The 17,694-nt window shown below is 55.0% G+C and carries 17 protein-coding genes; 10 read left to right on the top strand and 7 right to left on the bottom strand.

The window, feature by feature from the left end; translation table 11 throughout:
• Nucleotides 1-94: 94 nt before the first annotated feature.
• Entirely contained in the window at nt 95-778 is a 684-nt protein-coding gene (locus tag ACWAU4_RS00635) for a DUF3157 family protein (RefSeq protein ID WP_208192665.1), read from the bottom strand.
• A gap of 511 nt (nt 779-1,289) precedes the next feature.
• On the opposite strand from ACWAU4_RS00635, the gene ACWAU4_RS00640 reads away from it, so the two are divergent.
• Both ACWAU4_RS00640 and ACWAU4_RS00645 read left to right on the top strand, forming a co-directional pair.
• Nucleotides 1,290-1,724, top strand: a complete 435-nt coding sequence (locus ACWAU4_RS00640) for a hypothetical protein (protein WP_054745069.1) — start codon at nt 1,290-1,292, stop codon at nt 1,722-1,724.
• 129 nt (nt 1,725-1,853) lie between these two features.
• Complete coding sequence (locus tag ACWAU4_RS00645) at nt 1,854-3,134, top strand: mechanosensitive ion channel family protein (RefSeq protein WP_025889546.1); 1,281 nt, start codon at nt 1,854-1,856, stop codon at nt 3,132-3,134.
• A 30-nt stretch (nt 3,135-3,164) separates the two neighbouring features.
• On the opposite strand, the gene ACWAU4_RS00650 is transcribed toward ACWAU4_RS00645, so the two are convergent.
• Together ACWAU4_RS00650 and ACWAU4_RS00655 are read right to left on the bottom strand one after the other, a co-directional pair.
• On the bottom strand, nt 3,165-3,785 hold the full coding sequence (locus tag ACWAU4_RS00650) for a LysE family translocator (protein ID WP_045283906.1): 621 nt from the start codon (nt 3,783-3,785) through the stop codon (nt 3,165-3,167).
• A gap of 64 nt (nt 3,786-3,849) precedes the next feature.
• Nucleotides 3,850-4,407, bottom strand: a complete 558-nt coding sequence (locus ACWAU4_RS00655) for a lysophospholipid acyltransferase family protein (protein ID WP_025010597.1) — start codon at nt 4,405-4,407, stop codon at nt 3,850-3,852.
• Between the two features lie 443 nt (nt 4,408-4,850).
• On the opposite strand from ACWAU4_RS00655, the gene ACWAU4_RS00660 reads away from it, so the two are divergent.
• Complete coding sequence (locus ACWAU4_RS00660; RefSeq protein ID WP_096142427.1) at nt 4,851-5,276, top strand: YybH family protein; 426 nt, start codon at nt 4,851-4,853, stop codon at nt 5,274-5,276.
• A 62-nt stretch (nt 5,277-5,338) separates the two neighbouring features.
• Nucleotides 5,339-5,908 (top strand): Tll0287-like domain-containing protein, encoded by a 570-nt coding sequence (locus ACWAU4_RS00665; protein ID WP_054745070.1) that lies wholly within the window; start codon nt 5,339-5,341, stop codon nt 5,906-5,908.
• Here ACWAU4_RS00665 and ACWAU4_RS00670 read toward each other — a convergent pair.
• Both ACWAU4_RS00670 and ACWAU4_RS00675 read right to left on the bottom strand, forming a co-directional pair.
• Nucleotides 5,871-6,650 (bottom strand): NRDE family protein, encoded by a 780-nt coding sequence (locus ACWAU4_RS00670; RefSeq protein ID WP_208182494.1) that lies wholly within the window; start codon nt 6,648-6,650, stop codon nt 5,871-5,873. The genes ACWAU4_RS00665 and ACWAU4_RS00670 overlap by 38 nt on opposite strands.
• 78 nt (nt 6,651-6,728) lie before the next feature.
• Nucleotides 6,729-8,363: a ZIP family metal transporter gene (locus ACWAU4_RS00675; RefSeq protein ID WP_454290407.1), complete on the bottom strand. Its 1,635-nt coding sequence runs from the start codon at nt 8,361-8,363 to the stop codon at nt 6,729-6,731.
• 186 nt (nt 8,364-8,549) lie between these two features.
• On the opposite strand from ACWAU4_RS00675, the gene ACWAU4_RS00680 reads away from it, so the two are divergent.
• The 4 genes from ACWAU4_RS00680 to ACWAU4_RS00695 all read left to right on the top strand — a co-directional run bounded on the left by ACWAU4_RS00680 (nt 8,550) and on the right by ACWAU4_RS00695 (nt 14,502).
• Nucleotides 8,550-9,137, top strand: a complete 588-nt coding sequence (locus ACWAU4_RS00680) for a YhgN family NAAT transporter (protein WP_028780556.1) — start codon at nt 8,550-8,552, stop codon at nt 9,135-9,137.
• Nucleotides 9,138-9,169: 32 nt separating this feature from the next.
• Nucleotides 9,170-11,299: an MGH1-like glycoside hydrolase domain-containing protein gene (locus tag ACWAU4_RS00685; RefSeq protein WP_454290408.1), complete on the top strand. Its 2,130-nt coding sequence runs from the start codon at nt 9,170-9,172 to the stop codon at nt 11,297-11,299.
• Nucleotides 11,300-11,398: 99 nt separating this feature from the next.
• Nucleotides 11,399-11,686, top strand: coding sequence for a hypothetical protein (locus ACWAU4_RS00690; RefSeq protein ID WP_454290409.1), 288 nt, complete (start codon nt 11,399-11,401; stop codon nt 11,684-11,686).
• Nucleotides 11,683-14,502 carry an immune inhibitor A domain-containing protein gene (locus ACWAU4_RS00695; protein WP_454290410.1) on the top strand — a complete coding sequence of 940 codons (2,820 nt, stop codon included), beginning with the start codon at nt 11,683-11,685 and terminating at the stop codon, nt 14,500-14,502. The genes ACWAU4_RS00690 and ACWAU4_RS00695 overlap by 4 nt, the downstream gene beginning before the upstream one ends.
• A 62-nt stretch (nt 14,503-14,564) precedes the next feature.
• Here ACWAU4_RS00695 and ACWAU4_RS00700 read toward each other — a convergent pair whose 3' ends face one another.
• Nucleotides 14,565-15,143 (bottom strand): chorismate--pyruvate lyase family protein, encoded by a 579-nt coding sequence (locus ACWAU4_RS00700; protein WP_025889557.1) that lies wholly within the window; start codon nt 15,141-15,143, stop codon nt 14,565-14,567.
• A gap of 105 nt (nt 15,144-15,248) precedes the next feature.
• On the opposite strand from ACWAU4_RS00700, the gene ACWAU4_RS00705 reads away from it, so the two are divergent.
• Together ACWAU4_RS00705 and rlmF are read left to right on the top strand one after the other, a co-directional pair.
• The gene (locus tag ACWAU4_RS00705; RefSeq protein WP_025010605.1) at nt 15,249-15,656 is read left to right on the top strand and encodes a flagellar basal body-associated protein FliL; all 408 of its coding nucleotides are present in this window, start codon (nt 15,249-15,251) and stop codon (nt 15,654-15,656) included.
• Nucleotides 15,649-16,728 carry a 23S rRNA (adenine(1618)-N(6))-methyltransferase RlmF gene (gene rlmF / locus ACWAU4_RS00710; RefSeq protein ID WP_454290411.1) on the top strand — a complete coding sequence of 360 codons (1,080 nt, stop codon included), beginning with the start codon at nt 15,649-15,651 and terminating at the stop codon, nt 16,726-16,728. The genes ACWAU4_RS00705 and rlmF overlap by 8 nt, the downstream gene beginning before the upstream one ends.
• A gap of 42 nt (nt 16,729-16,770) precedes the next feature.
• Here rlmF and ACWAU4_RS00715 read toward each other — a convergent pair whose 3' ends face one another.
• Nucleotides 16,771-17,676: a helix-turn-helix transcriptional regulator gene (locus tag ACWAU4_RS00715; RefSeq protein WP_025010607.1), complete on the bottom strand. Its 906-nt coding sequence runs from the start codon at nt 17,674-17,676 to the stop codon at nt 16,771-16,773.
• Between the last annotated feature and the right edge of the window lie 18 nt (nt 17,677-17,694).

Raw genomic sequence — 17,694 nt, forward strand, 5'->3', positions numbered from 1 at the left:
GCATCTGACGGTAAAAGAGTCCGTATAAGAAACACAAAGAGCGCCATTTGGCGCTCTTTGTTTATCAAATTAACACAATGCCTAGAGGCTGGCGTTACCAGGTATCCAATTCTGTGATCTTCAGATTCAGCAGTTGCTTCTGCCACTGGTTTTTATCTACTCCTTCAACCCAGATCACCGAGGATTGCCGCTGCTGGCCCTTGCGCAGATAGGTTTCCGGCATACGTTTGATGGCACGCCAGACCTGCAGCTCCTCTTCTTTCATCTTGCGCCCCTGATCGTTATAGAAGCTGGCACTGATCAGGACTTCGACCATATCTTCACTGCTGTTACTGTCAAGCTCGAAGGTCAGGCCCAGTTTGTCGCCTTTCCACTGCACTTGCTGCAGCGAAACGCTGATCCCTTCTCTGGCTGTCTTGCCGAGCAGTCCGGGAGTGGTCATGGCGCTCTGGGTCAACTGTTCGACCACGGCGGTTTTGCTTGGATCTGGCTTGGTGGCCATTTCCACTGCAGCCGCTGTGGCGGCTGTGGTATGGGCGGCCGTATTCGGCATCTCGGCAACCACTTCTTCAGTGGTCGTTTCGGGTTCGGCGGCGCTGATCACCGCCTCCGTGAGCACATACTCCCAGGTGAAGTCATCTTTGAGTATGACTCTGGCACCATTTTCCAGAGTGACTTCGGCCACCTGGGCCGGCTCGGCGATGGCAAAGCTTGAGCTCAGTACCAGTGCCAGGGCGCTGACGGCAAAGCTGGGTTTGAAAAGATTTTGTTTCGACATGAAAAAATTCGCTCGGCTGAATCCTGCGTCAACAATAACCGGGCTAACCTGGGCTGGCAATGACGAAAAACACAAACTTGGTTGCTTGGCATACAGTAAGCTGGGACTGTATGTTCAAGTGCCTGTGCTTGGGGAAGGTGCGAATAAGTCCCATGTGTGCTCTGCGTTGGCTTACCGGGTTGGATACCAGGCTTGGTTCGCAGCAAATGACCCAGTCCTTAGCAATGAGGTGAGGTTGTTGCTCGCTAATGTGTCAGCCTTGGCTGCAAAGGGTGTCAGAATTTTCTTGTCGGCGACTTTGGCTCTGGGTATGCCTGAAGGGTAAGGGCATTATGATCTTTTATGCTTTGGCTGCGGTAGAGAGTCCTATGACACATCCACCCGGCTTTGTGGCGAATTAAACCATTCAATGAAACAATCGCCAAGTTTGTAACTCTTTGGTCAGCGTTTACTTACAGCATACCCCCCTATATGATCCCGCTCTTAGTCTATTTGATAGTTTGGAGAGGGTATGCCGTCGAATACCAAGGCCTGGTTGTCGAAGGCTCTGCAATTTGGCGGGGGATGCTTTTACCTGTTGCTGGCCTCTTGGAGTCTGTTCCATGTGGCAGGTTGGGTGGGCACACTACCTGACCATAGCGAGCACTGTCAGGAATCGATACTGCTGAGTAGTTGGTCGCCGGATAAAGATTGGCAGGCCGACATCAGTTTCTCCAACTGCAGCCTGCACGGGCACGGACATTGGCAGAGCCATCTGGACTTGACTGATCTTGAGTCGGGTGAGCATTTTCCGAGTTTGCTGGTGGTATCTGGTCGCCACGATGAGTTGAAGCTCGACTGGCACAATCACAGAGAGTTATTGATTTCCGGGCTTCCCATAGATCACCTGGAGCACTTCCAGCAGCCATTGGGTGCTGAAGTGGTGCTCGCCCTAAAAGGTGATTGAGCGCACGTTTTCCTGTGCGGACGGGATCGACTGTTCAGCCAAAGTTAACACCTGTATGTTACTCTGCAACCTGACTCAGGTTTGAGTCGGGATGAGTGATTTTTCTCTGAGAGGTTAATTTTGGATAACTTGGACAAAGACTTGAGATTCGAACTGTCACACTGGTTATCGCAGCTGGGTATCGATAGCCAGCCAGCCGACGGTTTGTCCACTTCGCTCATGGTGCTTGCCTGCCTGTTGTTGGCGGGACTGGCTTATTTCATTGTTCGTCGCGGTGTGGTGCGGGCGATGAACCTGGTGATTCAACGTTCCAAGGTCACCTGGGACGACATCTTTATGCGCCACAGAGTGTTGGAAAAGCTGGCCATGCTGGTGCCGGCCCTGGTGCTCAACCTGCTGATCCCCATAGCACTGACAGACCATAAACTGCTGGCCAGTCTGGTCGACAGGCTGCTGAGTGTCTGGCTGGTCGTCTTGCTGATCCGCGCTGCCTATTCGGCATTGGATGCGGTCAACGAGGTGGCGGACGTTAAGCTGATTAGCCGTCGTCTACCGGTGAAGAGCTTTGTGCAGTTGATAAAGCTGTTCCTGTTCTTCGTTGCCATCATTATTTCCATCTCTGTGCTCGCCAACCAGTCTCCTGTCTACTTCCTCAGCGGCTTGGGTGTCGCCACAGGTTTGGTGATGTTGGTGTTCAAGGACACCATTTTGGGGTTTGTTGCCGGTATTCAGCTGGCGGCTAACCGCATGGTCAGCACCGGCGACTGGATCCAGATGGATAAATACGGCGCCGATGGCGCGGTGGAAGAGGTGTCGCTGACAACGGTCAAGGTTCGCAACTGGGACAAGACCATCACAATGATCCCGGCCTATGCGCTGGTATCAGACGCCTTCCGTAACTGGCGTGGTATGTCTGAGTCCGGCGGCCGCCGAATCAAGCGCTCGGTCAACATAGATATCAACAGCATACGTTTTCTGACCGAAGAGGACAGGAAGAAGCTGGAGAAGATTAACCTGTTGAAAGAGTATCTGCCGAAAAAGATCCATGAGATCACTGAATGTAATGCCAAGGTGTCGGATATCGAAATGCCGGTCAATGGCCGCAGGCTGACCAATGTGGGAACCTTCAGAGCCTACCTGCTGGAGTATCTCAAGCACCACGACAAGGTGCATAAGGAGATGACCCTGATGGTGCGGCAGTTGGCACCCACCACCGAAGGTCTGCCGATCGAGTTATATATCTTCACCAATGATACCCGCTGGGCATATTATGAAGATATTCAGTCAGATATCTTCGATCATATCTTTGCCATCTTGCCACAATTCGATCTGCGTGCCTTCCAGGGCCCAACCGGCAATGATATTCGCAGCTTAAAAGATAATGGAGCCGGTGCAAATAAACCCACGTAGGCTTATTTACACCTTCCCTAAAGCCCTTCCTTAATCTTTAACGGCCAATACAGTGGCGAGGGTGACAAACACCCCGCCACTGACGCGATCCAACCAATGCAGCCGTTGGCTGCGCTTAAGCCATGAGGCCAGCACACTGGCCATAGAGGCGTAAATCATCACAAAGCTGAAGTCTACCAAGGCCCAGGTGGAAGCCAATACTGCCAACTGAGGTCCCTGGGGTGCGCTTACGTCGATAAACTGTGGAAACAGGGCGGCGAAAAACAGCAGATCCTTGGGATTGCTGATCCCCACCAGAAACGCCTGTCGAAACAGACTGAGAGGATGGCCATGTCCCTTGGGGCCGACACTTTGCTCGGCCGCATGGGGCTTGGTGAGCAGCAGTTTAATCCCCAGATACATAAGGTAAGCGGCACCGCACCATTTGAGCAGGGTAAAGCCGTATTCGCTGGCATGCAGCAGGGCGCTCAGTCCAGCGATGGAAGCCAGCATCAACAGCAAGGCTGCTGTGACACTCCCCAAGGCCGTGGCCAGACTGCGGCGTTTACCAAAATGGATCCCGTGAGAGATAGATAACATGGCGATCGGGCCGGGGGAGATGGCTATCAGTAAGATCGCAAACAGGTACAGCAGGAAGGTCTGGTGATCCATAATTTTGTATACAAAGTTTCCGGGTAAGCGTCACTATAGTCCCGTGACGCCTGCCGGACAAGACTCACTTGTCCGCTGAATAGTCCGGAATCGCCTTGGGGAAGCGGCCGCGAATACCGCGGTAGAAGGCGATAAGCTGATCCATGTCTTGCTGCATGTCCGCACTCGGTATCAAAGGCTGATTGATCACTACCGCCTTCTGGCTGAAGTCCAACCCCACGGCCACAATCGGTACCCCTGCCTTGGAGGCGATATGGTAGAAGCCTGTCTTCCAACGCTTCACCGGGCTGCGGGTGCCTTCCGGAGCAAGCGCCAGCTTGAAGTTGGGATCCTGACGATACAACTCGCTGACCGCATCGACCAGATTGTTGTTCTTGCGTCTGTCTACCGGGCTGCCGCCTATGGCTCTGAAAAACCAGCCCCAGGGAGGAATGAAGAGTTGATGCTTGCCGAGAAAGTGGATCTTGACCGCCAGAGCCCCACGGGCGAGCACACCGAGAATAAAATCCCAGTTACTGGTGTGGGGGGCCACTATCACCAGATACTGCGGGGAGTCTGGCAGTTGTCCGCGAATTTGCCAGCCGAACAGAGAAAGCAGCCATTGGCAGATTTTTTTAAACATAGAGAGATGCCAAACCTTGGGTTGATTAAAGGTATAGTCCAAAAGTGGTCAGGGAGACGTCAGTCCTGTGCTTGGCGAAGACTTTCATTGACTTAACATAAACCTTCACTTAAGCAGTGGCCGAGGGAAAACATGATTTCAGCATTATCCCGTTTGTGCAAGCCTGGGTTCTTCTTCCTGAACACAGCCTGGCCGTCCACATCATACCAAGACGATGATTTACCCAGATCTGTCCCTATCGTACAAGGTAAGATGCGAACGAATCTCATATGTGCTCTGCGTCGGCTTACAGGACTGGATGCAAGGCATGGTTCGCAGCAAATGGCCCTGGTCCTTTGCAAGAAGCACTTCCCAAACAGATAGGTTAGTATCATACATAGAAGCCCAGTGATTGTGGCGACACAGTTTCCGGGTCTTGTTCAGGGAGGTGCAAAGGAGGGAGTATGAAAAAATTAATCTTTGGGCTCCTGTCTGTACTGCTGCTTGCGATCGCCCCGGCCAAAGCGGTACCGACAGATGAAATTACCGAGTTGCTCAATCGTCAGCAACAAGCCTGGAATCAAGGCGACATCAATGCCTATATGTTGGGCTACTGGCACGATCCCAAGCTGAGATTTGTCTCCAAAGGCGAGTTCAGATATGGCTGGGACAAGATGCTGGCCGCCTATAAGCGCAGCTATCCGGATCGCGCGACTATGGGCCAGCTCAAGCTGGAGCTCAAGGATGTGCAGATGTTGAGTAACTATTCCGCCTTGGTGGCCGGTCGTTGGGTACTGCTAAGGCAAAAGGACAGCCCATCCGGGGTCTTTACCCTGTTGCTGGAGAAGAAAGACGACCACTGGGTAATCACTCACGATCACTCATCATGACTTGCATAGGGAATTAGATTTATCTAATATCTATCCATTAAAAAAATCTAATGGAGTGCCCTATGTTGAAACCTACACTTATCGCCTTGGTGGCTTTCGCCTTGGTGAATCAAGCCATAGCCGAGCCGGCAACGGCAGAATTCAAAACTGAGGCAGCCTCGCTGGCCAAGCGCTTTGCCCAAACACTCAAGCCGCAACTGCAGCAAGCTCTGGCCGAAGGTGGCCCGGTGGCAGCCATCGAGGTTTGTTCCCATAAGGCGCCGGAAATTGCCCGCCAGCTCTCGGTCGAGAGTGGTTGGCAGGTGAAACGTGTCAGTCTGAAACCCCGTAATCCGGCGGCCGAGCCGGAGGCTTGGCAGCGACAGGTTTTGCTGTCATTTGATACGCGGGCCGCAGCCGGTGAAGACCCGCAGACTCTGAGCCAGGTTGCCCAGACAGAGTCACAGCTGCGCTTTATGAAGGCCCAGGGTGTAGCGCCGCTTTGCCTCACCTGCCACGGTAGCCAATTGGCGCCCGAGGTCAAAACCGCATTGGATAAGTACTACCCGAATGACAGCGCCAGAGGTTATCAGCCGGGGCAGATCCGCGGCGCTATCAGCATAGTGGCTCCGCGTTTGTCAGCGCAAAACTGAACTGCTCCAACCTCAATTGCCGCCCCTTGCCATCATACCTGGCTTCGTAAAAGTTCAGCTGACCCTCGCGGGAGAGGAATATCAGGCTGGTGGCCCGGGTGCCGTATTCCGGGTGGCGAATATAGATGGACGACAGACGCCGCTCCCATTCCAGGCTGACACCTGTGGTTGGCAGGCTGGTGTCCGGCGCCGGGGTCTCATCACGCATTATTGCCAGCAGCTTATCTATATCCGGCTTGGCCGATTGGCTTATCAATCGCTCCAACGCCTGCTCGCCGCGGGCCATCTTGGGCCAGATATCATCCAAGGCACCATTGCTGATGGCGTGAAAGCCCCTGTTCAAGCGGCGCAATGACTTATCCGGGCTGTGATAACACCAAAAGTGCTTGCCCTGGCCGAAAACCAGATTGAAAGGATTATAGTTGTCGCTGTGCTCGCTGAGCCATTGCGGCTCTATTGGCGTTTGGCTATCGAGCGCCTTGAGTACCAACTCCCCGCGGCTGCGCATACCATCCGGCTGAGTGATCGGCTGACGGATATTGGTGAGGCCGGCCACCGTTCCCAGGCGATTACAGCCAAGCCAGGTACCCCCGGCCTGCAGATCCTTACCCGCCAGCAGTTGCTGCTGTGGTGGCCAAAAGTGTGCCGGGGCCGTGGGCCTGTGATGAAACTCATCGCGATTGGCGCAGAGGATCAGCGGATAATCCGGGTGCTGATCCAGCGCCAGAAACAGAATGCACATGGGCTGTCCTTATGCCTGGTCTAAATGCGGGCTTATCCCACAAGTTAGCCAACAAAGGCGCCAATTGACAGGGTTAAATCAGTGAGAGCCTTTGTCTTGATGCTCATGGCCATTATGGTGAGCATGGCTGTGTGAGTCATGGCTGCTCGAACCGTGGCTATGTGAACCATGGTTGTGGCCTGAGTCATTGTGTTGTCCCGAGCCATGATCATGGCTGTGGCCTTTGGCCAGCCACATTCCCCGCAAAAACTTGCGTGGCCCCTGACGAAGCAAGCTGCTGGAGTAGAGCAGACACAGCAGCGTCAGCGCCGGGTAGCTTATCTCTTTCGGCAGATCGCCCAGTTCACGCCACTGTGGTTGCCACCAGGCAATGCCGCTAAGCAAAATGAGTAGCAGCAGTAACATACCGAGCCGTTGGCTCCAGCTCATCAACTTGAGTTGTGACAGGTTAAGCACAGGTGCGGCTATCAGGGTCAAGGCTACTGCCAAGGGGCTCCAGCCACTGTAGGTTAGCGACATAGCCAACACGGTGGCGCCCAGATTACAGAAACGCAGCGGCAGAAACAGCAAGGCCAGCACCAGCACTTGCGCCACCGGATGCGACAGCGGCACTGACGGATGGCCTATCAGATTGGCGAGGATCAGACTGAGCAAGATCCAGGGCGCGCTTCTATCCACCAGATGGGTAAAACCGAAATGCCAGGGCGACTGCGGCACCTTGGCGTGGGGATCGGTCAATTCGACGTGGGCACGGCTCAAAAACAGTCCCAACGCGACAAGAGCGAGTGCTTGCAGCAGGGCAAATTGCCAGCCCAGCAGTATCAAGGTCAGCAACAAGGCTTCGGGGCCGGCGAGGCGTTGCAGCCAGCGCCCCGGTAGTGAGGCTTGAGTAGGTGACAGCCCCGCGGCAAAACGTATGCTGGCCAGGGCGTAGGCCGCCAGCAATACCGGGGCCAGTAACAACAGCCAGTGCAGCAGTTGATCTGTGCTGTGGTCATGATGAGCGTGTTGGTGGCCGCCGGAATCCATCATCAGCAGCAATGCCAGCAGGCCTATCCCCAGCAGGCTGCCTATGCCGGCATGGTATTCATATTTGCTGCTTGGGGTTTGCTGCCCATGGCCATGGGGCTGATGCAGCACCACATGCAAAATAGAACCTGTGACAAAGGCTTGCAGGTAAACGGTATTATCCAGGCTCAGATGGCTGAGCAGCTGCTCACCGGCGAAGTAGCCCACAGAAGTCAGCGCCATCATGGCCAACAAAACCAGGCTGGCCCAACGGGTGCCGACCTGGGGTTTGAGTAACCACCAAATCGCCAGGCCCACAGGCAGCCTGTGCATGATTACCCCAAGCGCCAACAGGCTGGAGTTGCCTTCCTGTTGTGCCAGCACCATGGCGCCACCATCTGTGATGGTGTGCAGCAACAAGCCGCCGATCCCCAGCGTGAGGGTTAGGTTATGGGTGATCTCTGAATAGCGATGAAACAACTTCTCGCTGGCACTCGGGCCCCAAAGGCCGAGGATTACGAAGATGATCGCCAGTATGCCGCCGTGTTCCAGCAGTTCCGGCAGGATATGGATCAGTACCAGGCCGCCGAGGGAAACAAAAATAAAGCCGTCCAGACCCTTCTGCAAACCGCTTCCTGAAGAGAAGTAGCGATAAAACAGTGGACCCAGGAGCAGGGCGATACAACTGGCGACGAGATAGAGCATGAATTTCACGGCTGAAGTTTAGAGAACGCCATAGTATACCAGCAGCTGCGCAAATGAGCAGTGCCGTTACCTGGAATTTACCTTGAAGGATTTTCCACCCGAGACCAAGGATAAAAGTCCACTGCCGGTGACCAAAAAGTTATACAATAGTCGACTCTATGTTGTTTTGTTGGTGAATGGATATTTATGGATACTCTGTCGGCTGCCGTAATGCTGTTTCTCATTATGGATCCCTTGGGCAACTTGCCTATCTTTGCCTCTATATTGCGTCATATAGAGCCCAAGAAACGCCGCCGAGTGCTGATCAGAGAGCTGATTTTTGCCTTGTTGATCATGCTGTTGTTTCTTTACGCCGGTGAAGCCATCCTGAGTTTCCTCAACCTCAAGTCAGAATCGGTCAGTATTGCCGGTGGCATTATCCTGTTCCTGATAGCCATCAGGATGATCTTCCCCCAACCCGGTGGGGTGGTGGGCCTGGCCGCCGGTGAAGAGCCTTTCATTGTGCCGATGGCGATTCCCTTGATGGCGGGCCCTTCGATTCTGGCGGCGCTGATACTGCTGGCCCATACGGATAGCAGCCGTATGACGGACTGGACCATAGCCCTGGTAGCGGCTTGGGGCGCCAGTGTGGTTATCCTGATGTTCTATAAGCTATTTACCCGGGTGTTGGGTGACAAGGGGCTCACGGCGGTCGAGCGCTTGATGGGCATGGTGCTGGTGATGATTTCGGTGCAGATGTTCCTCGATGGTGTCTCCCGATATTTGAATCCCTGAGTTGTTAACCGTTTTGTTGAGTCGAGGTAGAAGTGCTTAGTTGTGCCCTGATCTGTGCTTTGAGTCTGGCCGCCGGAGATTATGACAATCTCTTGCCCTATCAAGGCACGCCGCAACAAGCACAGGAGCGGGACGTCGCCGGGAATCTGAAGATCCCCGCTGTCTACATGGATATGGGCGCTTGGCATGGATACCACCTGCCGGACGATCCTGCATTTTATGGCAGCTTCACCGGCCCCTTGATCATCGCCCAGGAATACAGCCTACATCTGGCGCCCAGCTTGCAGCACCTCAGTGTATTGGAGTTGAGCACAGGGCAGGCTAAGAATTTTGCCGAAGCGGAGAGACGCCTGTTCAGTCGCCCGGATGGCCTGTATCAGGAATATCGCTGGAAAGATCTCAGCCTAAGTACCAGGCTCTATTTCGCCGATGAGCGCAGTTCTCTGATTGAGACTGTACTGGAAAATACCGGCTCCCAAGCCGGTCAGTGGCAATTGCAGTGGCAGGGAGAGCCCTTCGACAAGGCGGTAGGCAAGCCCTGGATTGCCGGCAGACAATTTGCGACCAATCAACTGGAGTGGCAGTTTCGGCCACTGAGAAAAACCTGGTCGCTGCTGCTCGATGATGCCAAATTCCGCATAAGCTTCCGTGAACCCACCTTCCTGGAAGAGCGGGGGGCTCGGGGGTACCGAGCCAGTTCTGAAGTGCTGAACCTGGCCCCCTCTGAGCGGCGCAGTTTTCTCAGTGCCCAACAATATTTTCACACCGCAGCTGAGGCAAAGCCGCTGCAGTGGCCTAAGTTGTTGCAGAGCGCCGAGCGCAACCATAGTCGCTGGGGTTGGCGTCTGGCCAAGTTAGCCGATGGTGACTTGGGGCAAAAGCGCATGGCGGCCAGGGCCATCAGCACCCTGGCACATAACTGGCGCAGCCCGGCCGGGGCCCTGCGTCACCACGGGGTAACGCCTTCGGTCACCTACCAATGGTTCAATGGTCTCTGGGCCTGGGATAGCTGGAAACAGGCGGTGGCCTTGGCGCGAGTCGAGCCCTGGCTTGCCAAGTCCAATGTGCGGGCGATGTTTGACTATCAATTTGATGAGCAGGATCCCGTCAGGCCCCAGGATGCCGGCAGCATGCCGGATGCGGTGTTTTACAACCAAGATGCGGCCCGCGGCGGTGACGGCGGCAACTGGAATGAGCGGAATGGCAAACCGCCGCTGGCGGCCTGGGCCGTATGGGAGATTTACCTTCAGGACGGTGACAAGGCATTTGTCGCCGAGCTTTACCCAAGACTGATGGCCCTGCATGCCTGGTGGTATCGCAACCGGGATCATGACGGCAATGGCCTGGCAGAATATGGCGCCAATCTGCATCCGCTGCACGGTGAGCCCGGGTCGCTTAATCGTGATGCCATCATTCAGGCAGCAGCCTGGGAGTCCGGGATGGACAATGCGCCCAGATTCGATGCAGATAACAGCTTGAAAGTACTGGAAAATCGCGACGCCAAGGGGCGTTTGCTCGGCTACTCACTCAATCAGGAGAGTGTCGATCTCAATGCATTTCTCTATGCCGATAAGCAGTATCTGGCGCAAATGGCCAGTCTGCTGGGGCGGGAAGCCGAAGCAATGCAACTGCGGCAACAGGCCCAGCGACTGGGACAAGCGATTCGGCAGACGTTTTACGACCCTGCCAGCGGTTTCTTCTACGATGTACGCTTCGATGCCGAGGGCAAGCGGCGATTGCTCAGCGACAATAAGGGCACTGAAGGTTGGATCCCGCTGTGGGCCAGTGTCGCTTCGCCTGAGCAGGCCGAAGCGCTGGTAAAGCGGCAACTTAGGCCAGAAAGCTTCGGCACCCAGGTGCCGTTTCCGACCGTGAGCCGCGACAGCCCAGAGTTTGCCCCCGACAGATACTGGCGCGGGCCGGTATGGCTGGATCAGGCCTTCTTTGCCATCAAGGGGTTGCAGCATTACGGTTACCGGCAACAGGCAAGTGCAATGTCGCGGCGTTTGCTGGCGGCCACTGCCGCCGATAGCCGGGATCTGCCGATACGGGAAAATTACCATCCGCTCAGTGGAGAAGGACTGCATTGCACCAACTTCAGCTGGTCAGCTTCGGTCTTGTTGTTGCTTTATAGTGAAGGTTTGTTGTCTGAGGCTGAATAATCCCTGAATGAGGCGAATTGGTCGCGACTTTCTGCTGTGCAATCTCATGTGCTGCTGTTAATCTTCTGTACTATCTCTGTTAACGATAAGGTGCGACCGGTGCGACTGCCATCAACTCTTGCTATCTGTTTGTTTCTGGGTGCCTGTCAGGCCGGGGAAGGCACGGGAACCGATGTCGTTCAGGAAGGAAACCGAGAGGTTAAACCTTTGTTGCCCTGTGGCAGTGGGGCACCTGTAGTAAATCGGGCTAAAATTAAAGCCAGTCTGATAGAGCGCAACATCATCACTCCGCAAATGAGTGAGCAAGAGGCCGAAGCCAAGGTCTCTGAGTATATCCAGCAGCGCAATCAGAAGTTTGAAAAGTGTATTAAGGAGCCCAAGTCATGAGTTTGAAGTCGTTACTGGCCCTGGCCTTGGGGGCATCTTGCCTATTTGGGGCAACGAATGTTTTAGCCGCTACGGCTCCGGCGGATCCCGGAGTGATCAATAAAGAGCAGATCCTCTATTGGCTGGTGAAACGCGGTGAACTTGATGCCGAGGCCTCTGAAGAGGAACGGCAGCAGGCGCTGGCGGCCTATACGGCCAAATCTACTGGTGCAGGCAGCAAGGCCGCACAAGTGCTCAAGGCCAGAGAACAGCAACTGCTGCAACAGGCACGAAGTAATAGCCTGCGTCAAAGCAAGTTAATGCGGGCACAGTCGCGGGTGGCCGATACCGATGTAACCAAGCGGGTCAAGGTGTTGGCCGTGCTGGTGGATTTTCCCGACTTGCCCTATAACAACAATCGCCTGAGTCCAGGCGATACCGAGATGTATTACGCCAACTACCCGGTAGCCCATTACCGTGGTCTGTTGTTTTCCGATGCAGGTTTCCCTGGGCCCCAGGGGCAAACACTGCCCTCAGCCTATCAGTACTATCAAGCCGTTTCCGGCCAGAGCTTTTTCTTCAACGGTGATGTGAAAGGTTGGTTCAGAGCCAGCCAGAATGCCGCCTACTATGGTGCCAACGACCCGAATAACAACAATGACGACAAGGCTGCCACCGAATTGGTGGAAGAGGCGGTCGCGGCTGCAGTTGCTACCATGAGCGCCGATGAGCTGGCGCAGTATGATATTGAAGATCCTTATGATATCGACGGTGATGGCAACCTGGATGAACCCGATGGGATTTTGGATCATGTGATGATCTTCCATTCCAGCATAGGTGAAGAGGCCGGTGGCGGCGTGCTCGGTGATGATGCCATCTGGTCACACAGATTCTTTGTTCCCTCGGCGCCAGGTCAATATGGCCAGGCTATCCCGGGCAGCAATATGCGTCTGTTCGGTTACACCATTCAGCCGCTGGATGCCGGAACCGGTGTCTGTACCCATGAGTTTGGTCACGACCTCGGTTTACCGGATGAGTATGACACCAGTACCGAAGCCAGCGATGGCTCGCCTGTGGGCCTCTGGTCTCTGATGTCCGGCGGCAGCTGGGCAGGTTCTCCGAGAGGCTCGCAGCCAAGTGGTTTCAGCCCCTATGCCCGCTCATTCCTGCAGGACAGATACAAGGGCCGCTGGGTCAACGAACAATCCCTGGATTATCAGGCGCTGGATAGCAACGGTACTCAAGTGACGCTGGAGCATGCCAATAGCAGTGGTGTAAACCAGTTGGCCATCAAGCTGCCGTCCGATTCTATTTCCTTCACCCCTGCCTATCAGGGGCAATACCAGTACTATTCGAATCAGGGCGATCAGCTCAACAATGCATTGTCGTTCGAGTTGCAACTACCCATGAGTACCAGTTTGACCCTGAAGATGAAGGCCCATTGGCAGATAGAGCAGGACTACGACTATGTGCAGCTGTTGGTGGATGGGGTGCCATTGGCGGGAAGCCATACCAAGAGCAGCAACAGCATCAACAATGCCGCCAATATTATTAGTGGTGACTCGGCGGCCTTGTCCGGTGGTGAGGGGGAACAGGGCTGGCAGGAGATAAGCTTTGATCTCAGCGCCTATGCCGGTATGAGCAAGCAGATAAGCCTGGTGTATCGTACCGATGAGGCGGTCGGTGGCTATGGCTTTGCTGTCGACGATATACGTCTCGAGAGTGACGGCAATCTGGTCTATAGCGATGATGCCGAGACGGCTCTGGAGACTGTGGTGCTTTCCGGTTTTGTTCGCACCGACGATACTCGCCCAGGCGCGCCGCGGCGTTATCTGCTGCAACTGCGCAACTATCAGGGCGTTGATGCCGGACTGCAGCAGGATAGCTATGAGCCGGGGCTCTTGGTTTGGTACGAAAACTTGGCCTACAGCGATAACAAGGTGGCCGAGCATCCTGGATACGGCCTCATTGGGGTGGTAGATGCGGATCAAAACCTGATAGGTAACCGGGACTCTGAGGTGCAGGTCCGTGATGCCAGTTTCAGTCTCTATCCACAGTCGGCTTTCTTCGGTGATACCCATCTTGGTAACAATAGTCTGTTTGATGACAGCGATGACTATAGTGCACCACTCAAGCCTCAGGCTGGCCTGGTGCTGCCCAAGCTGGGTCTTATGGTGCAGCTGCTGACCCAGGAGCAAGACAGCAGTCAGGCGCAGCTGTTGGTGAGTAAACGCGGCGACAGCAACGGCACAGAACTCAGCGCCAGCATTTCGGCCCAGCAGGAAGGTGGTGATGTCAGTTTCAGCGCCAATCTCAGTGGCGGTACTGCACCTTACACTTATCAGTGGGACTTTGGTGTCGGCGGCGTTGGCAGCACTCAAGCGACGCCTCAGTACAGCTACAGTGAGTCCGGCACCTACACAGTCACACTGACGGTGACAGACGCCAATAACCGGCAGACCGTGACCAGCTTGCAACTGACTGTCAGCATTCCTCTGTCGGCGCTGTTCGATATCAGTGGTACAGGTTTAACCGTGCAGTTCAATAATCTCAGCCGCGGTGGCAGCGGAGAACTCAGTTATCAGTGGGACTTTGGTGATGGCCAGAGCAGCACAGTTGCTTCTCCCTCGCATACCTACAGTGCGGCGGGCAGCTACAGTGTGCGCCTGACAGTGACTGACTCACAGAATAATCAGAGCAGTAATAGTCGCACCTTGGTGGTCTCCAACCCGGTTGCACCCAATACGACTGAAAGCAGTTCCGGCGGCGGTGGTGGCAGTCTCGGTGGCCTGAGCCTATTGGGGCTGGCGCTAATCGCCTGGCGGCGCAGGCGTTGACAGAATAAGGGACGCCTTGGCGTCCCTTATGTTTTGGGGAGTTCAGCAAAGGCTTTGTTTGATTAGGGGGCTAGTGGGCCTTGGTTAATGGCGGCAACCGCCGCCGGCAGGAAAATTTCACCGACAATCAGCTGTTGCTCCTGGAAGTGAAAATAACGTCTTCTGCCCCATATTGCCTCAGTGGTGGGTTGTGACAGTGAATCGGCGAGGGAGGCAATCCTGGATTGGCTGTCGAAACTGGCGACTTCTATGGCGCCGGGTTCAAAGCCGATATCGCCGAACAACAACTCTCCCAGTGGGCGGGTGCCCAACTTGCCCAGTCTCTGCTGTTGCTCCAGCAGCTTTGCCGGGATCAGGGTGCGGCCAAAGACCCAGGGAGTACCGTCCAGGCAGAGCAATACTTCCCTGATCCAGATGGCTTTATGTTCCTTACCCTGCCACTCCCGAGTGGATGAGGGCAGCATGGCTTCGCCGAGCAGTTTGACCTCAAAGTGGTTGCAGCAACTCTTGAGTCTCTTGGTGAGACTGCCGGTCGCCAGCAGCCAATCGTGCAATGGCGCTGCGGGAAGTTGCTGTGATTGCTCTGGCGAAAACCACTGAATTGATTCACCATAAGGAAAGCTTAAACTGGTCACACTCATCGGATACCCGGTACAATATTACAACCCGGGAGTCTATCACGCTTGCCCACAGGCAGATAGATCGCAAGGGGCGTCGGCACAAGTCACGGGAGCTTGATACTCAATATGAAACGCGTTTTGACACTGTTGTTTTTTATGCTGGCAGGCATGTTGCAGCCTGTGATGGCGGCCGATGAAAAGCCCGCCGAAGATACTTATGCTTACTATGGCTTCGAGCCTGAAATAGTGACCAACTATATCTCCAACCGCAAGAAGTTGGGGTTTGTGCGCATCAGTGTTGAGCTGATGGTGAAAGATCCCCAGGACCTGGTGGCCTTGCAACACCATGATCCCCTGCTGCGGGCCGCGATAGTGGAGATTCTCGGTAACCAACCCGAGGACAGGGTCAAGTCGCTTACCGGCAGAGAAGAGATCCGCCGTGAGTGTTACGACACAGTCAATCGTTTGCTGGAGCAGGAAACCGGTCGGGCGCTGGTGGTGAATCTGCTGTTTACCAAATACCTGTATGACTGAGGTAAAAAAGCATCGGCTCAACGCCTCGAAAGGCAAGGCCAGGGCCGAGATAAAGGTTAGGACAAGAGTAAAGAAAAAGACCCAAGAGACGACGGCCGGCAAAACCTCGGTTAAAACGGGCGGAAAAGCCAAGGACAAGGGCCTCCATCCGCGCAACCTGCACCGCCAGGGCTATGATTTTACCGCCCTGGCCGCCAGTTATCCTGCGCTTGCGCCTCACCTTATCACCACAGACTATGGCCAGGTTTCGATTCCCTTTGCCGAGCCGCAAGCTGTCTTGGCCCTCAATGCCGCCTTGTTGCAGCACCATTATCATATCCAGGGTTGGCAGTTGCCCGAGGGCTATCTGTGCCCGCCCATCCCCGGGCGGGTGGACTATCTGCATCATATCGCCGACCTGCTGGCCGAAGGCGGTAAAATTCCCCAAGGCCGGCGTATTCGCGGCCTGGATATAGGCACGGGAGCCAACGGCGTCTACCCCTTGCTTGGCTCAAGTGTCTATGGCTGGCAGTTTGTCGGGGCCGATATCAACCCCGTGGCGCTGGATAATGTCGCCGGCGTTTTACAGCACAACCCCAAGTTGGTCAGCGCCATTGAACTGCGGCTACAGCCCGAACCGGAACAGATATTTCATGGTCTTTTGCAGGCGGGAGAGTGTTTTGATTTCAGCCTCTGTAACCCGCCGTTTCATGGCTCGGCTGCCGATGCCCTTAGCGGCAGTGAACGCAAACAGCGCAATTTGGCGGCAAGTCGCGGTGAACAACATCAGCGTCAGGAGCACAAGCTGAACTTCGGCGGTTGTCAGGCCGAGCTTTGGTGCGATGGTGGTGAGCTGGGGTTCCTGCTGCGGATGATTCACGAAAGCCGCGACTATGGCGGACAAGTGCTGTGGTTTTCTTCGCTGGTGTCCAAGGGTGACAACCTCAAACCTTGTCAGCAGGCGTTAAAGCAACTTGGCACCAAAGAAGTCAAGATACTGGAGATGCAGCAGGGCAATAAGCAGACCCGGGTATTGGCCTGGAGTTTCTTTGATGCCGCCGCCAGACGCCAATGGTGGAAGTTCAAGGCTTGAGGCCCGCCGCTGGCAGGCCTCAAAGTGGATTGAAAATCCGAGTTACTCCGGACTCCAAAGCAACTGACCACAGTCGGTGAGGTCATAGCCGCCGAGCAGGGCGGCCATCTGCCGGGTGTGGCTGCCGCCGAGCATCTTGAACAGCTGCTGCAACTGGCGGCGGAAGTAGATCCCCTGTGGCATGACGAAGTCGAAAGACTCAGTCACCAAGGGCACAAAGCTCAGGCCGCTTTCCATGGCGACAGCCTGACAGCCGAAACCTATATCGGCATCGCCTCGGGCAATATAACCGGCCAACTCCCGCTCACTGAAGGCGGTGAGTACTGAGTTGAGCTGCTCAAGCTTGGCGCCCTGTTTCAACAGCCAATGTTCCAGATGTTGCTGGCTGCCGGCGCCGCCTTGGCGGGTAACCCAACGCCAGGAGAGTTGCAGTACCTTGCTTTCTTCCTGACACCTGTGGTGCATATCCGGCCGCACAATTAGCCCCTGCTGGCGGTTATAGCCGTGAACCATGATCCATTGCTGGTGGTTGGGATACCCCTTCAGCAACGCCGTATGACGGATATTGCGCTCCTCTAAACTGCCCCAATGCAAGGTACAGACATCGGCGTAGCCCTTGGACAAGAGCTCCAGCCCCAGGCGGGAACCTGTGGCACTGTAGCTGATCAGTTCTCGACTGCCTACCTGGGCCATCAATCTGGCCACCTGCATCGACAGCAAGGGGTCATCACTGCCGGTGATCAACAGTCGGTCGGTTAACATGCCACTGTGGCAGGAGTCCATGATCCAACGGTCGATTAATATTTTTGGAAACAGCCATTTACCTGTGATTTTGGTCGCCGGCAGCATACGCTCGTTGGCCATGGCATAGACCTTCTTTTCGTTGAGGTCCAGATACTCGGCCACCTGCTTGGCGCTCATATAGACAAGTTCGCTGGGCTCCGTCATCACATCTCCTTGGTATCT

The sequence above is a fragment of the Shewanella sp. FeAMO genome (assembly GCF_053653955.1).

Bases quoted from the DNA above. Each gene is read 5' to 3' on its own strand.
- ACWAU4_RS00635 (WP_208192665.1), bottom strand. From the start codon at position 778: ATGTCGAAACAAAATCTTTTCAAACCCAGCTTTGCCGTCAGCGCCCTG.
- ACWAU4_RS00640 (WP_054745069.1), top strand. From the start codon at position 1,290: ATGCCGTCGAATACCAAGGCCTGGTTGTCGAAGGCTCTGCAATTTGGC.
- ACWAU4_RS00650 (WP_045283906.1), bottom strand. From the start codon at position 3,785: ATGGATCACCAGACCTTCCTGCTGTACCTGTTTGCGATCTTACTGATA.
- ACWAU4_RS00655 (WP_025010597.1), bottom strand. From the start codon at position 4,407: ATGTTTAAAAAAATCTGCCAATGGCTGCTTTCTCTGTTCGGCTGGCAA.
- ACWAU4_RS00660 (WP_096142427.1), top strand. From the start codon at position 4,851: ATGAAAAAATTAATCTTTGGGCTCCTGTCTGTACTGCTGCTTGCGATC.
- ACWAU4_RS00665 (WP_054745070.1), top strand. From the start codon at position 5,339: ATGTTGAAACCTACACTTATCGCCTTGGTGGCTTTCGCCTTGGTGAAT.
- ACWAU4_RS00670 (WP_208182494.1), bottom strand. From the start codon at position 6,650: ATGTGCATTCTGTTTCTGGCGCTGGATCAGCACCCGGATTATCCGCTG.
- ACWAU4_RS00675 (WP_454290407.1), bottom strand. From the start codon at position 8,363: ATGCTCTATCTCGTCGCCAGTTGTATCGCCCTGCTCCTGGGTCCACTG.
- ACWAU4_RS00680 (WP_028780556.1), top strand. From the start codon at position 8,550: ATGGATACTCTGTCGGCTGCCGTAATGCTGTTTCTCATTATGGATCCC.
- ACWAU4_RS00695 (WP_454290410.1), top strand. From the start codon at position 11,683: ATGAGTTTGAAGTCGTTACTGGCCCTGGCCTTGGGGGCATCTTGCCTA.
- ACWAU4_RS00700 (WP_025889557.1), bottom strand. From the start codon at position 15,143: ATGAGTGTGACCAGTTTAAGCTTTCCTTATGGTGAATCAATTCAGTGG.
- ACWAU4_RS00705 (WP_025010605.1), top strand. From the start codon at position 15,249: ATGAAACGCGTTTTGACACTGTTGTTTTTTATGCTGGCAGGCATGTTG.
- rlmF (WP_454290411.1), top strand. From the start codon at position 15,649: ATGACTGAGGTAAAAAAGCATCGGCTCAACGCCTCGAAAGGCAAGGCC.
- ACWAU4_RS00715 (WP_025010607.1), bottom strand. From the start codon at position 17,676: ATGACGGAGCCCAGCGAACTTGTCTATATGAGCGCCAAGCAGGTGGCC.